The sequence below is a fragment of the Achromobacter sp. DMS1 genome (assembly GCF_001270295.1).
In genome coordinates, this window is sequence record NZ_LHSJ01000032.1 from 1 (window position 1) to 13,761 (window position 13,761).

8 protein-coding genes and 6 pseudogenes are annotated in these 13,761 nt (G+C 69.9%); 5 read left to right on the forward strand and 9 right to left on the reverse strand.

Annotated elements, in window-relative coordinates:
• Positions 1-347: hypothetical protein (locus tag AD428_RS26705; RefSeq protein WP_160318551.1), on the reverse strand; the 347-nt coding region annotated here is incomplete at its 3' end.
• On the opposite strand from AD428_RS26705, the gene AD428_RS06110 reads away from it, so the two are divergent.
• A complete protein-coding gene (locus AD428_RS06110) occupies positions 328-1,302 on the forward strand; it encodes a glycosyltransferase (RefSeq protein WP_053244545.1) in 975 nt (324 codons plus the stop codon). The genes AD428_RS26705 and AD428_RS06110 overlap by 20 nt on opposite strands.
• A 200-nt stretch (positions 1,303-1,502) precedes the next feature.
• Positions 1,503-3,674: a capsular biosynthesis protein gene (locus AD428_RS06115; protein ID WP_053244546.1), complete on the forward strand. Its 2,172-nt coding sequence runs from the start codon at positions 1,503-1,505 to the stop codon at positions 3,672-3,674.
• A gap of 131 nt (positions 3,675-3,805) precedes the next feature.
• On the opposite strand, the gene AD428_RS06120 is transcribed toward AD428_RS06115, so the two are convergent.
• The 5 genes and pseudogenes from AD428_RS06120 to AD428_RS06140 all read right to left on the reverse strand — a co-directional run bounded on the left by AD428_RS06120 (position 3,806) and on the right by AD428_RS06140 (position 8,950).
• Positions 3,806-4,303 (reverse strand): Dps family protein, encoded by a 498-nt coding sequence (locus AD428_RS06120; protein WP_053244547.1) that lies wholly within the window; start codon positions 4,301-4,303, stop codon positions 3,806-3,808.
• Positions 4,304-4,438: 135 nt separating this feature from the next.
• On the reverse strand, positions 4,439-5,389 hold the full coding sequence (locus AD428_RS06125) for a LysR substrate-binding domain-containing protein (protein ID WP_053244548.1): 951 nt from the start codon (positions 5,387-5,389) through the stop codon (positions 4,439-4,441).
• 40 nt (positions 5,390-5,429) lie between these two features.
• Positions 5,430-7,449: pseudogene (gene recG / locus AD428_RS06130) on the reverse strand (ATP-dependent DNA helicase RecG).
• 83 nt (positions 7,450-7,532) lie between these two features.
• Positions 7,533-7,919, reverse strand: a complete 387-nt coding sequence (locus tag AD428_RS06135) for a Rid family detoxifying hydrolase (protein WP_053244549.1) — start codon at positions 7,917-7,919, stop codon at positions 7,533-7,535.
• 120 nt (positions 7,920-8,039) lie between these two features.
• A pseudogene (locus AD428_RS06140) lies at positions 8,040-8,950 on the reverse strand (LysR family transcriptional regulator).
• 163 nt (positions 8,951-9,113) lie between these two features.
• Between AD428_RS06140 and AD428_RS06145 the strand changes: the two are divergent.
• From AD428_RS06145 to AD428_RS06155, 3 genes and pseudogenes are all read left to right on the forward strand, one after another.
• A pseudogene (locus tag AD428_RS06145) lies at positions 9,114-10,461 on the forward strand (acyclic terpene utilization AtuA family protein).
• Between the two features lie 7 nt (positions 10,462-10,468).
• The gene (locus tag AD428_RS06150) at positions 10,469-10,858 is read left to right on the forward strand and encodes an AtuA-related protein (protein ID WP_053244550.1); all 390 of its coding nucleotides are present in this window, start codon (positions 10,469-10,471) and stop codon (positions 10,856-10,858) included.
• A gap of 40 nt (positions 10,859-10,898) precedes the next feature.
• Positions 10,899-11,864, forward strand: a pseudogene (locus AD428_RS06155) (Bug family tripartite tricarboxylate transporter substrate binding protein).
• A gap of 43 nt (positions 11,865-11,907) precedes the next feature.
• Here the strand turns inward: AD428_RS06155 and AD428_RS06160 are convergent.
• The 3 genes and pseudogenes from AD428_RS06160 to AD428_RS27545 form a co-directional block, all read right to left on the reverse strand.
• Positions 11,908-12,666, reverse strand: a complete 759-nt coding sequence (locus tag AD428_RS06160; RefSeq protein ID WP_235489274.1) for an IclR family transcriptional regulator — start codon at positions 12,664-12,666, stop codon at positions 11,908-11,910.
• Between the two features lie 187 nt (positions 12,667-12,853).
• Positions 12,854-13,574: pseudogene (locus AD428_RS06165) on the reverse strand (SDR family NAD(P)-dependent oxidoreductase).
• Positions 13,575-13,584: 10 nt separating this feature from the next.
• A pseudogene (locus AD428_RS27545) lies at positions 13,585-13,761 on the reverse strand (SDR family oxidoreductase); the annotation flags it as partial.

Below are 13,761 nucleotides of genomic sequence, written 5' to 3' on the forward strand. Positions count from 1 at the left end.
AGGCTCCGGCCGACGGGCCGATCGTCATCGTCTCGCCGATCACCCTGCTGCACGGCCGCACGGCCGCGAGCAATGCGCTGCACCGCCATGCCGTGCTGCTGCGCAAGCGCTACGGCGCGGTGCGCGTGATCTGCCTGGCGCAGGACGAAGCCATGCGCGCCGACGCCGCCGCGCACGCCGAGCTGCATCAAAGCGGCGTCACGCTGGACGGCGTGGTGTACCAGGCCATCCAGAGCAGTCCGGGCCACACGCAAGCCATCGAGGATGCGGCGCAGACTCTGGCCGACGCCGTGCTGGCCGCCACCGTTTCCGGCCGCCCCCCGCGCGGTGCTGGCCTGGAACAGCATCCGCTGCGCCCTGGCCGCCGACCGGGCCGCGCAGTCGCTGCGCGTGCCCTACGGACTGGTCATGCTGGGGCTGGAGTACTTCCAGAAGCCCGCCGCGCGCCAGAAGCTCTCGGAGCGGGGCCGCCTGGAACTCAAGCTGGTCGGCGAAGCCCTGGCCAACGCCGACCTGATCGCGCTCGGCTCCCAGGCCATGCACGAAGCCGCCAACCAGCTCCTGCCCGCGACCCGCGATGCCGTCATCCTGCCCCCGCTGCCGCTGCCCGCCGGCCCCGCCCGCAAGGCGGCCGCTCCCGAGGTGGACGCGGCGCTCGCGGCGCTGGAAAACAAGGTGGTGATCGCCCTGACCGAGGATGCCCCCGACCCGGCGCTGGCGCGCCGCATCATCGACGTGTACGCGGAAATCGCCCTGCGGTTTCCGAACGTCGTGTTCCTCGCGCTGAGCGGCGGACGCGCCGCGGCGGCGATGCATCGGCACGCCGTCTCGATCGGCCTGCACGAGGAGCAAATGGTTTTCGTCTCCGAAATCACCGATCTGCCCTCGCGCGAGCAATTGCTGTCGCATATCGACCTGGCGCTATTTCCTTATATTCCCGCGCAGGGAGAAATGCCGCCCCTGCCCGCCACCGCGGCGCTGCTCGAATGCATGGCGCACGGCATCTGCCCGGCAGCCGGATTGAGTCCCGCTTATTCCGAACTGATCGAAACCGGCCACGACGGCCTGCAGGTGGATTATTCGCAATCGGCCTCCGAAGTGGCGGCCCGGCTGCTGGAGGCGCTGGGCGAACCGGCCCGGCTGCATGCCATGGGCAAGCGCGCGCGCGAGCGCGTCCAGCGCCAGTATCCGCCCCTGGAGCAGGCCCTGGACGAGTTCATGACCCAGGCGGCTCAGCCGCAGCCGGCCAGCCCGGGCGTGCGCCGGGCCGAGCCCAGGCTGATGCGCCTGAAAACCCCATGACGTTCGAGACCGGGTTTTTTGAATAATCCAGCCGCGATTTTGAAACAGTTGTTTTTATATTGCTTCTCGCCAATCCATATATAACCGTCCCCGCCCCTTGGGCGCCGGGATGTCCGTTACTCACACTCACTCCGGCCGGGTTTTCGATACTCGCGCTTCCGGTATCTTTTCGCCCTGATGTAATGAAGGAGTATTGAACCGTGATTATTTCCACGATAGGATCGTGCCGCGTCGCCGGCCCGATGACCAAGCTTCAGGCGCAACGCAATTTCGTGCTGGATAATCGTCTGCTGTATGGTTTCACCCACAACACCAAGGAAACCATCCAGGCCATCCGCTACATGCGCGGCGAGGTTTCGCTGCCCGAGGGCGTGTGGTCCTTCCTTTCCAGCGAACCTGTGCGCGAATCGAATCCCGCGCACGCGCTGCCCTCCGACCTGCGCTACGTTGTGGAAATCAGCTCCACCAAGGTGCTGGAGCTGGACGGCGTCTACCTGCAGCTCGTGCGCTTCAAGGAAGCGCTGAACTTCTGCCCCGAGCTGCTGAAGATCTTCTTCGAGCATTCCGGCCGCGATGCGCTCGAGCGCCGCCGCGAGGCCCTGGAAGCGGCGCCCAGCTTCGCGCACGTGCCGCCCGCGGCCAGCCGCGCGCTGCTGAACACCGTGCTGCACGTGCAGAACGCCCAGGAAATCCTCGACGACCTGAAGGTGATCCAGCAATTGCTGGGCCGCTCCTTCGTGCTGGTCACCCACTGCAACGCCATGAATGCCGCCGGCCAGCCCATTGCCGACCGCGCCCAGATGGTGGAAACGGTGAAACTCGCGGCCCAGACCCTGGGCATCGAGACGGTGGAGCCCGGCGTGCTGCTCGCCCACTTCGGCCAGAGCCGCGGCATGCCCGAAGAAGGCCGCGATACCGCGCATTACACTCCCGCCTTCGCCAAGCTCGTGGGCCGCGCCATCTGCGACAAGCTGCTGGGCACGGACGCCAGCCTGCCAGCGGGCCACGGCGCCGAGCCGCTGGACTGGAAGCAGTGCATCGAACGCGCCAAGTCCGCCGCCAGAGAGCTGGAGTGGGACAACGCCCTGCTGCTCACCAACCGCGCGCTGGAGCTCAAGGGCGGCAGCCCCACCGCCTACGTGCTGCGCGCCCGCGCGGTCAGCGCGCTGGAGCAGACCGACGACATCCTGGACGCCTGGACCATGGCGCTGTCCATCGACAGCAACCGCAGCGCGCACATCCTGCGCCAGGCGGCCGAAGGCGCCATGAAGGTGGGCGATTACGCCAGCGCGCGCGACTGGGCCGCCGAATCGCTGGACAAGGAAAGCGACGAGAAGACCGCCCTGCTGCTGGGCCGCATCTATTCGCGCCTGGGCCAGAACAAGCAGGCCGAGGAAGCGTTCGCGCGCTATGCGGCCAGCGACGCCGAGCGCTCGCTGCGCTTCGCCACCCGCAGCACCACCCCGCTGGCGGACGCCGCCAACATGGTCAATGCGCTGTCGCGCACGCCCTCTGTCAACGCCGGGCACCTGGAAGCCGCGCGCGCGGCCGTGCTCAAGCGGGCCGCGCGCGAAGTGAAGCGCACCGGCCGCATCGGCGCGCTGCTGCCTTCGCTGAGCGCCTTCTACGCCCTGCAATCGCTGCCGCAATCCAGCGACGAAGAAAACCACGGCGAGCAGATCAACCAGGCCTACCGCCGCCTGCTCAAGGCCTACGAGAGCTACCCGGAATACCGCAACAGCAGCGAAACGGTGGCCCTGCTCGGCCGCCTGGCCGCGCTGTCGCCCGTCGATCCCCGCTACGTACAGCGCGCCGCCAAGCAGCTGCAGGCGCAAGGCCAGACGCGCGCCGCGATCGAATGCTGGGAGCGCCTGGCCGCCTCCAGCCTGCCGGCCGAGAAGGACACGGTGCAGCTGGCGGCCGCCAAGCTGCAGCAGCTCGGCGCCTACCGCGCCGCCGCGCAGGTCTACAACCGCCTGGCGCAAAGCGGCGCGATGGCCATCACCAGCGCGCACGATCACGTCGACAAGTGCCTGCGCGCGCTGGCCCGCAGCTTCCGCAAATGCCTGAGCGAAGAACGCCTGCGCGACGCCGAGGAAGCCATCAACGGCATCCAGGCCATCGACCCGACCTACCAGGGCCTGATCTCGCTGCAGCGCTCGCTGGCCGACGCCCACAAGCGCGAGTTCCTGGCCCGGCGCAGCAGCGCCGCCAGCCCGGACGACGTCATCGCCAGCGCGCAGCGCGTCATCCAGGCCAGCCCCATGGACCGCGAGGCGAACATCGAGCTTGCGATGCAGAACCTGAAAAACGGCAACGTCGCCGAAAGCCGCCGCATTCTCGACCGCTTCCTGCAAGGCGCTTCCGCCTGACGACGGCAAGAAAGAAAACGCGCCCGCGCCGCGGGCGCGTTCTTCCGGGGAGCCGCGCTTGCGGCGGCCCAAGCCCAAAAAAAACCGGCCGCCCGCAAGGGCGCGCCGGTTTTTCCCTGCCTGCGCCTGGCTTACTGCAGCAGGCTGCGCAGCATCCAGGCGTTTTTCTCGTGCACGTCGAGCCGCTGCGTGAGCAGGTCGGCGGTGGGCTGGTCGTTGGCGGCGTCGGCCTTGTCGAAGGCGGCGCGGGCGGTCTTGGCCACGGATTCGTTGCCGGCCACCAGCAGGCGCACCATTTCCAGCGCCTCGGGCACCGAGTCCGGCTCGGCGATGGACGACAGCTTGCCGTATTCGCGGTAGGTGCCCGGCGCGTAGTGGCCCAGGGCGCGAATGCGCTCGGCGATGCTGTCCAGCGCGTTCCATTCTTCCGTGTACTGTTCCATGAACATCTGGTGCAGCGCGTTGAACATCGGGCCCGTGACGTTCCAGTGGAAATTGTGCGTCATCAGGTACAGGGTGTAGGAATCGGCCAGCAGCTTGGACAATTCGCCTGCCACGGCGGCGCGGTCCTTGTCGGAAATGCCGATGTTGATGCGGGGCACGGTAACTTCTTTCTTCGTCTTGGCCATTGCAGCTCCCTTCAGGAAGAGTGAACACGACAAGAATAACACTGCTCCATGCAACATTCGGGCAAGACGCCGGGCTTGCCGCCGCGGCCGGCCCGCGCTTTTGACGCCGCGCAAATCCGCCGCGGGATGGCTGCGCTAGTCTTGCTCGGCCGCGGCCTCCGTGGACAGCATCCGGACGCCCGGCAGATCGCACTCGTACACCGCCTGGGCCAGCGCCTCGATGGCCGCCAGGCGCGGGAAGCTGCGGCGCCATGCCAGCACCACCCGCCGTTCCGGCACCTGGCCCTCGAAGGGCAGATAGCGCAACAGGCCGTTGGGCGCGGGATGCTCCGGCACCGCCGTCACCGGCAGCACCGTCACGCCGATGCCCGCCGCCACCATGTGCCGGATGGTTTCCAGCGACGACCCCTCGAAGGTGCGCTGGATGCCATCGCTGGCCGCCGAGAAACGCGAGAGTTCGGGACAGACTTCCAGCACCTGGTCGCGGAAGCAGTGCCCGCTGCCCAGCAACAGCATGGTCTGCTGTTTCAGGTCCTGCGCGTCGATGGCCTCGCGCCTGGCGAATTCGTGGTCGTGCGGCACCGCCACCACGAAGGGCTCGTCGTACAGCGGCTGCATTACCAGCCCGGCCTCCGGCAGGGGCAAGGCCATGATGGCGCAGTCGATTTCGCCCTGGCGCAGCAGCTCCACCAGCCGCACGGTGAAGTTTTCCTGCAGCAGCAGCGGCATCTGGGGCGTGCGGGCGATCTGCACCGGCACCAGGCGCGGCAGCAGGTAGGGGCCGATGGTGTGGATGACGCCCACGCGCAGCGGGCCGGCCAGCGGATCGTGCCCCTGGCGCGCGATCTCCTTGATGCTGGCGCTTTCCTCCAGCACTTTCTGGGCCTGGGCCACGATGCGCTGGCCGATGGGCGTGACGCCCACCTCCGAGCCCCCGCGCTCGAACAGCGTCACGCCCAGCTCGTCTTCCAGCTTGCGTATCGCGACCGATAGCGTGGGCTGGCTGACGAAACAGGCCTCGGCCGCGCGGCCGAAATGCCGCTCGCGCGCCACCGCCACGATGTACTTGAGTTCGGTGAGAGTCATGGGGACTACGCTCCCGGAAGTTGCATGAATTGAGGCATGGTCATGTACGCAGGAAATCCTCGCGCCCGCGCATCCAGCGCGCCAGGTGGGCCGCCACCGCCTCGGGATGTTCGGCCCGCAGCCAGCCGGCCGCCTTGCGCGCGTCTTCGGCAATGGCGGCGTCGGTTTCAAGATCGGCGAAACGCAGCAGGGCCATGCCCGACTGCCGCGTGCCCAGGAACTCGCCCGGTCCGCGCTGCTCCAGGTCGCGCCGCGCAATCTCGAAACCGTCGGACGTCTCGAACATGGCGCGCAGCCGCTCGCGCGCGATCTGCGACAGCGGCGTCTGGTACAGCAGCACGCATACCGATTCGGCCGTGCCGCGCCCCACCCGGCCGCGCAGCTGGTGCAGTTGGGCCAGGCCGAAACGCTCGGCGTGCTCGATCACCATGAGCGAGGCGTTGGGCACGTCCACGCCCACTTCGATCACGGTGGTCGCCACCAGCAGGTCGATCGCGCCGTCGCGGAAAGCCTGCATGACGGCGGCCTTCTCGCTCTGCGGCAGGCGGCCGTGCACCAGGCCGATGCGCAGGTCGGGCAGGTCGGCCCGCATGCCTTCGTAGGTGTCCACCGCCGTCTGCAGCTCGAGCGCCTCGCTTTCCTCGACCAGCGGACAGACCCAGTAGGCCTGCCGGCCGGCGCGGGCGGCCTGGGCCACATGCGCGATCACTTCGTCGCGGCGCGCGTCCGACACCAGCTTGGTCACCACCGGCGTGCGCCCGGGCGGAAGCTCGTCGATGACCGACACGTCGAGGTCGGCAAAGAATGTCATGGCCAGGGTGCGCGGAATGGGCGTGGCGCTCATGTTGAGCTGGTGCGGCACGATGCGCCCGCGCACCGTCTCGCCCTTGCGGGTCAGCGCCAGGCGCTGGCCCACGCCGAAGCGGTGCTGCTCGTCCACGATGGACAGGCCCAGGCGGTGGAATTCGACGTGGTCCTGGATCAGCGCCTGCGTGCCCACCACGAGCTGCACGCTGCCGTCGGCCGCCGCCGCGGCCGCTTCGCGGCGCGCCTTGGCGCTCAGGCTGCCGCTGAGCCAGGCCACGTTCACGCCCAGCGGCTGCAGCCATGCGACCAGCTTGCGGAAATGCTGCTCGGCCAGGATTTCCGTGGGCGCCATCAGGGCCACCTGGGCGCCGGCCTCGATGGCCTGCGCCGCCGCGATGGCCGCCACCACGGTCTTGCCGCTGCCCACGTCGCCCTGCAGCAGCCGGTGCATGGGATAGGGCTTGGCCAGGTCGGCCGAGATTTCGCGCACCACGCGCTCCTGGGCGCCGGTGAGCCTGAAAGGAAGGGCTTCGTACAGTCGGTCCACCAGCCCGCCCCGCGCAGTGCGCGCGGGCAGCGGCTCGGCTTCCTTGACGCGGCGGGCGGCGCGCGCCGCCGCCAGCGACAGCTGCTGGGCCAGCAGCTCGTCGAACTTGATGCGCCGCCAGGCCGGATGCACCCGGTCGAGCAGCGCCTGTTCGGGTTCGCCCTGCGCGGGCGTGTGCAGCGCGCGGATCGCGGGTTCGAACGGCATCAGCCCGTAGCGTTCCCGCGCCCGGCAGCGTGTCGGACAGGTCGGCACGTCCAGCGCCTGCGCGATGGCGCGCCGCAATACCGGCTGGGGCAGGCCCTCGGTGCTGGGATAGACGGGCGTGAGCGCCGTGGCAGCGGCGTGTCGGCGCTGCTCATGCTCGGCGCACCATTTCGCGGCCGAACAGGCCGCCCCGCACCTCGACCACGCGCGCGCAGCCGCTTGCCGGCGCGAGCTGTTTCTGCTGGCTGGGGTAGAAGTTCAGCCAGCGCAGCTGCAGCTCGCCGGTTTCGTCGGCCAGGGTAGCCGTCAGTTGGCGGCGCGGCCGGTAAAGCACTTCCGACCTGACGATCCGGCCTTCGACCTGGGCGGGCGCGCCGGGCCGCAGCGAGGCGATCGGCACGACCCGGGTTTCGTCCTCGTAGCGCAGCGGCAGGTGCAGGATGAAGTCCTCGGGCAGCACCAGCCCCAGATTCCGGAACTTGCGTTCCGTATCCGTCATGGGTTTGCGGGCGGCAGACTGCCCGCCAGCCACGCCGCGGCCGTCATGAAGCGCGTGCCCTCGTTGCCCTGGAACCCCGGCGCCTAGAGCACCATGATGGCTTCGACCTCGAACTGCGCGCCCTTGGGCAGGCTCGCCACGCCCACCGTGGAGCGGGCCGGGAACGGCTGCGGAATGATCTCGGCCATGATGGCGTTGGCGGCGGTGAACTTGCCCAGGTCGGTGAGGTACAGCGTGAGCTTGACCACGTTGTCCAGCGTGCCGCCGGCTTCCTTGATGACTTCCTGCATATTGGCGAATGCCTGGCGCACCTGGGCGTCGAAATTCTCGGAAACCAGGTCCCCGGTGCCGGGTTCCAGGCCGATCTGGCCGGAGAGGTAGACGGTCTTGGCGCCGGTGGCGGCTACCGCTTGCGAGTAGGGGCCGACGGCGGCCGGCGCGGCATCGGTATGGATGATCTGCTTGCTCATGGGCGGAATCCTCGATTGGGGGCAGCCTGCGGCTGCAACTATCGAAGTTTAATCACCAATAGCCGTCCGCGAAAGTACGGCATGCGCACGATGCGCCCCCCACGCTCGGGCCGGTCCGGCTCAACCCTCGCGCCCGCCCGCGCCGCCGATGTCGCCCCGGTGGGCCCCAGCAGCTCCCACAGCGACCTGCGCGCCAGCGGCAGCGTGCGTGCCCTGGCGGCGCACCAGATAGAGCGGCCGGGTCAGGGGCCGGCCCGCCAGGGGCACAATGCGCAGCTCGGGGCCGCCGAAGTGGAACAGCGTCATGGCCGGCACCACGGCCACGCCCAGGCCCGCCCGCACCAGCCCGGTCACGGTGGCCAGGTGCTCCACCTCGAACGACCGGGGCGCGCGTCCGCCCCCATCGCCGCGTCCAGGTGCTTGCGCACGCTGCTGTTGCGCGCGAGCTGGATCATCGGATGCCGCACCACGTAGCGCAGCCGCGCGCGCCCCGCCGAGGCCAGCGGATGGTCGGCCCGGCACACCAGGAAATAGCGGTCGGCGTAGAGGAATTCGCTGTCCAGATCCTGCATGTCGGGCCGGCGCGAGGCCACCGCGAAATCCGCCACGCCGTCGCGCACCATGTCCAGGCACGGGTCCAGCAAGGCGTCGCGCAGATCCACCGCGATGCCGGGATGCCCGGCGCGGAAGCGGGCCAGCAGTCCGGGCAGCCAACCCGCGGCCAGCGAGGGCAGCGCCGCCAGCGCCACCCTGCCCCGGTGGCGCGCCGCATGGTCGCGCAGCTCGCCCATGACCAGCTCCATGTCGGCCAGCAGCCGGCGCGCCGACGCGTCGAGCACGCGCCCTTCGGCGGTGAGCTCGACGTGGCGGGTGCTGCGGTCGAAGAGGCGCAGCCCCGCGCTTTCCTCCAGCGAGCGGATCAACGCGCTGAACGCGGGCTGGGTCAGGTGGCAGCGCTGCGCGGCCCGCGTGAAATGGCGTTCTTCGGCCAGCGCCACGAAGGCGCGCAGCTGCCGGGCGGAGAGATTCATGGATTTTCTGGATTAATTGATCCGATTTTTCTATTTTACGTATGAACCGGCGCTGCCTATAGTGTCCCGGAACCCGCCTCCGCGCCGGCAGGACCGGCGGCACGGAAGCCAGACCTTTCTTACCGCCGCGCGCGGACCGCGCGCCGCTCCGTGGAACACCGACATGCCCCAGACACCCCTGCTCGTCGGCTGCGCCAGCGGCTTTTCGGGGCGACCGCAGCGACGGCGCCGCAGCCGTGGTGCGCACGCTGGCCGCGCGCGCCGGCGGCACGCTGATCTTCGAAACCCTGGCCGAACGCACGCTCGCCCTGGCCCAGCTCGCGCGCAACGCCAACCCCGACGCCGGCTATGAACCCCTGCTCGACGATCTGGTCGCTCCCGTGCTGGCCGACTGCCTGCGGCACGGCATCCGCATCGTTAGCAATTTCGGCGCGGCCAACCCCCGCGGCGCCGCCAGGCGCATCGCGGAGCTGGCGCGGCAGGCCGGGCTGCGTCCGCCCCGCATCGCCGTGGTGCACGGCGACGCGCTGGACGGCCAGGCGCAGCGCGCCCTGCTGCGTTCGCGCCTGGGCGCGGCGCTGGACGGCGTGGAGGTCGTCAGCGCCAACGCCTATCTCGGCGCCACGGAAATCGCACAGGCCCTGCAGGCCGGCGCCGATGTGGTGGTGGCCGGGCGCGTGGCCGACCCCTCCCTCACGCTGGGCCCGGCCCTGGCGCATTTCGGCTGGCGCCTGGACGATTGGCCGAGGCTGGGCCGCGCCACCATCGCCGGGCACCTGCTCGAATGCGGGCTGCAGGTCACCGGCGGCTATTTTTGCGTGCCCGGCCTGAAGGAAGTGCCCGACGTGCATCGGGCGGGCTTCCCCATCGCCGAAATCGACGCCGACGGCGGGTTTTCGGTCTTCAAGGCCGACGGCACCGGCGGCGCGGTGAACGCGCGCACCGTCAAGGAACAGCTGCTCTACGAGGTGCACGATCCGGCCCGCTACTACACGCCCGACGTGGTGGCCGACCTCAGCCAGGCCCGGGTCGAGGAACTGGGCGGCGACCGCGTGACGGTGCACGGCGTTACCGGCCATGCCCGCCCCGACGAGCTGAAGGTCAACGTGTGCTACCAGGGCGGATGGCTCGCCGAAGCCGAGATCTCCTACGCGGGCGTGCAGGCCGAGGCCCGCGCGCGGCTCGCCGCCGACATCGTGCGCCGGCGCATCGGCGCGGACCTGAAGCTGCGCGCCGACCTCATCGGTGCGCTCAGCATCCTGGGCGACGACGACGGCCGGATGCTGGCCGGCCTGCCCGATTCCGGCCGGCGCGACGTGCGCCTGCGCCTGGCCGCCGAGCATCCCGACCGCGCCCAGGCCGAACGGGTGCTGCGCGAAGTCACGGCGCTCTATACCTGCGGCCCGGCGGGCGGCGGCGGCGTGCGCACCGCGCTGCGGCCGCGCCTGTACATGATGTCCTGCACCATTGAACGCGCTGCCGTCGAAAGCGGCTGGACCTTCCTGGAGTGACCCGCGCATGAACGCCCCATCCGCGCAACTGTCCGTCCCGCTCTACCGCCTGGCGCACAGCCGCTCCGGCGACAAGGGCAACACCTCGAACCTCAGCCTGATCGCCTGGGACGAAGCGTGCTACGCCGTGATCCGTGAACAGGTCACGGCCGCGCGCGTGGCCGAATGGTTCGCCTGCCGGCGCCCGGCCCGCGTGAGCCGCTACGAGCTGCCGCTGCTGCACGCCATGAATTTCGTGCTGGAAGACGTGCTGGACGGCGGCGTCAACAACGCGCTGAACCTGGACGCCCACGGCAAGAGCTTGTCGTTCCGGCTGCTGGACCTGCCCGTGCAGGTCAGCGCCGAACTCGCCCGCCGGCTGCCCGGCATTCCCGGCGACCATCCCCCGCCCGCCTGAACCGGGCATACAACACACACAAACATACGGAGACAACCCCATGCGCCTTTTTCTCAAGCTCCCCCTCGCCGCCCTGCTGGCCGCCGCGCTGCCGCTGGGCGCGCAGGCACGGGATTTCCCGTCCAGGCCCATCACCTTCATCGTGCCGTTCGCCGCCGGCAGCGCCACCGACCAGATCGGCCGCGCCATCGGCCAGGGCGTGACCGAACAGACCGGCCAGCCCGTGGTCCATCGAGAACAAGCCGGGCGCGAGCGCGATGATAGGCGCGGCGGCCGCCGCCCGCGCCGCGCCCGACGGCTACACCGTCCTCATCACCACCAACACCACCCACGCGGCCAACGAGCATCTCTACAAGACGCTCACCTACGATCCGGTCAGGGACTACGCGCCGCTGACGCTGCTGGGCAAGGGCGGGCAGATCATGGTGGTCAACCCCTCCTCGCCCGCCAGGACGGTAGGCGATTTCCTGGACCAGGCGCGCAAGAACCCGGGCAAGCTGAGCTTCGGCAGCGGCAGTTCCAGCAGCCGCATCGCCGGCGAGCTGCTGCAGCAGATGGCCGACATCAAGCTGCTGCACGTGCCCTACAAGAGCAACCCGCTCGCCATCACCGACCTGCTGGGCGGCCAGATCGACATGATGATCACCGACACCGCCACCGGCCTGCCCCAGGTCAAATCCGGCAAACTGCGCGCCCTGGGCGTCACCGGCCTGGCGCGGTCGGCGCTGGCGCCGGACGTGCCCACCACGCCGAAGCCGGCGTGCCGGGCTACGAGATGGGCTACTGGTTCGCCGCCTACGCGCCGGCCGGAACGCCGCCCGACGTGGTCGAGCGCCTGAACGAATTGCTGGTGCAAGCCACGCAGACCGCGCCCGCCAAACAGTTCTATGCGCAGACCGGCACCGACCCCGCCACATCCACGCCCGACGAACTGGCGAAGTTCCAGCAGGCCGAATCGAAGAAGTGGGGCGACATCATCGAGAAGGCGGGCATCCAGCCCGAATGAACGACGCGGGGCCGCGCGGGGCTTCTCTTGGCGTTGACAGGCCCTAAAGCACGTCCCGGGCCGACAGCATGGGGCTGCCGGCGATGCGCTGCGTGATGGAACGGCAGGCTTGCAGCAGCGGCGCCACATAGGCGGCCTCCGGGTCGGGCTTCTGGCGGAAACGCAGCGTGCTGACGCTGATGGCGGCCACCGGCGCGCCGTCGGGTCCGAAGATGGGCGCGCCGAAGCAGTGGATCCCGGCCTCGTTCTCTTCCTCGTCCGCGGCCCAGCCCCGCTCACGCACCCGGTCCAGCTGCTTGCGCAGGTCCGCCACGTCTTTCACCGTATTGGGCGTGTGGCGGGCAAAGGGCCGGGGCAGCAGGTCCAGGGCGGCCTGGAGCGCGGCCTCGTCCAGCATCGCCAGGTACGCCTTGCCCACCGCCGTCGAGTGCATGCAGACATTGGTGCCGATGCGCGAATTCATCTGCACGACGCTGGGGCTTTCCAGTTTCTCGATATAGACCATGTGCGGGCCGTTGGGCACGGCCAGGTGCACGGTTTCGCCCGTGGCGTCCCGCAGGTGCTTCAGGTCTTCGACCGCGGCCAGGCGCATTTCCGATCGCGCCCAGCTGCGGCTGGCCAGCTGGATCAGGCGAGGGCCCAGCGTGAGCCTGCCGGTGCCGGGATGTTCGGCCAGCAGCCGCTCGGCGACCAGGGCGGCCACCGTGCGGTAGACGGTAGGACGCGGATAGCCGCTGACCTTGCTGAGCTCGGCCACGGTCATCGGTTCGGGCGTGTCGGCCACCACCTGCAGCACGTGCATGAATTTCGAAAAAGCGGCGGTTCCCGCCACCTTCGCGGCGGGCGGTCTGGCAACGGGCTGGGAATCTTGCATGGCGGAAAGCGTGGCGTAGGCGGACAGGCAGGCTGAGAAAGCGAAGCCGCGCCGCGCGGGCGGCCGGCTTCGCCATTATCCCCGCAAACGCCCGCAGGCGGTTGCGCGGCGGCCCTCAGGCCGCCAGGTAGCCGCCGTCGATCGGCAGGATCACGCCGGTCATGAACGCAGCCGCGGGCGTGCACAGAAAGACCACGCCTTCCGCCACGTCCTCCGGCCGGCCCCAGCCGCCCCAGCGGCGTGCGCTGCAGGATGGGGGCGGCGCGCTGGGGGGTCGTCCTGCAGCGCCTGGGTCAGCGGCGTGGCGATCCAGCCCGGCGCCACGGCATTGACGCGCACCCCGTCGGCGGCATAGGCCAGCGCCAGCGACTTGGTCAATTGCGCTACGCCGCCTTTGCTGGCGGCATACGCGGGCACGAGCGAGCCGCCGAAGAAGCTCAGCATGGAAGCCGTGTTCACGATGCAGCCGCCGCGCCGCGCCAGGCGTTCGCGGGCGGCGCTGCATACGCGCATCGTGCCGGTCAGGTTGACGGCCACCACCTGCTCGAAAACCGCCGGGTCGTGCTCCGCCCCGCGCCGGATGACGCCGGCGCAGTTGACCACGATGTCCAACTCGTCCAGGCCGCGCAGCAGGCGGTCTACGTCCTCCGCCCGGCTCACGTCGCCGATGCGCACCTCGATACCCGGGTCCAGCTGGTCCGCCTCCGGGCGCAGGCCGGCGGCCACCGTGCGCGCCCCCAGTGCGGCGAGCCGGTTGGCGACGGCGCGCCGATGCCCTGCGTGGCGCCAGTCACCAGCGCCGTCTTGCCGGCGAATAAATCCGCTTGGAACGTCATGCCTGCTCGCTCAGAAAGTACCGGGATAGGCGCCGCCGTCGGCCAGCACATTCTGGCCGTGACGTACCCCGCATGCACGCTGCACAGGAAGGCGCAGATGGCGCGCGAACTCTTCGGCATTGCCGAAGCGCCTGGCGGGAATGGCCGCCTCGCGCGCGCCCGCCAGGGCAGTCCACGCCCTGCCCCG

Bases quoted from the DNA above. Each gene is read 5' to 3' on its own strand.
- AD428_RS06120 (WP_053244547.1), bottom strand. From the start codon at position 4,303: ATGGCCAAGACGAAGAAAGAAGTTACCGTGCCCCGCATCAACATCGGC.
- AD428_RS06125 (WP_053244548.1), bottom strand. From the start codon at position 5,389: ATGACTCTCACCGAACTCAAGTACATCGTGGCGGTGGCGCGCGAGCGG.
- AD428_RS06135 (WP_053244549.1), bottom strand. From the start codon at position 7,919: ATGAGCAAGCAGATCATCCATACCGATGCCGCGCCGGCCGCCGTCGGC.
- AD428_RS06150 (WP_053244550.1), top strand. From the start codon at position 10,469: ATGAACGCCCCATCCGCGCAACTGTCCGTCCCGCTCTACCGCCTGGCG.
- AD428_RS06160 (WP_235489274.1), bottom strand. From the start codon at position 12,666: ATGCACGTGCTGCAGGTGGTGGCCGACACGCCCGAACCGATGACCGTG.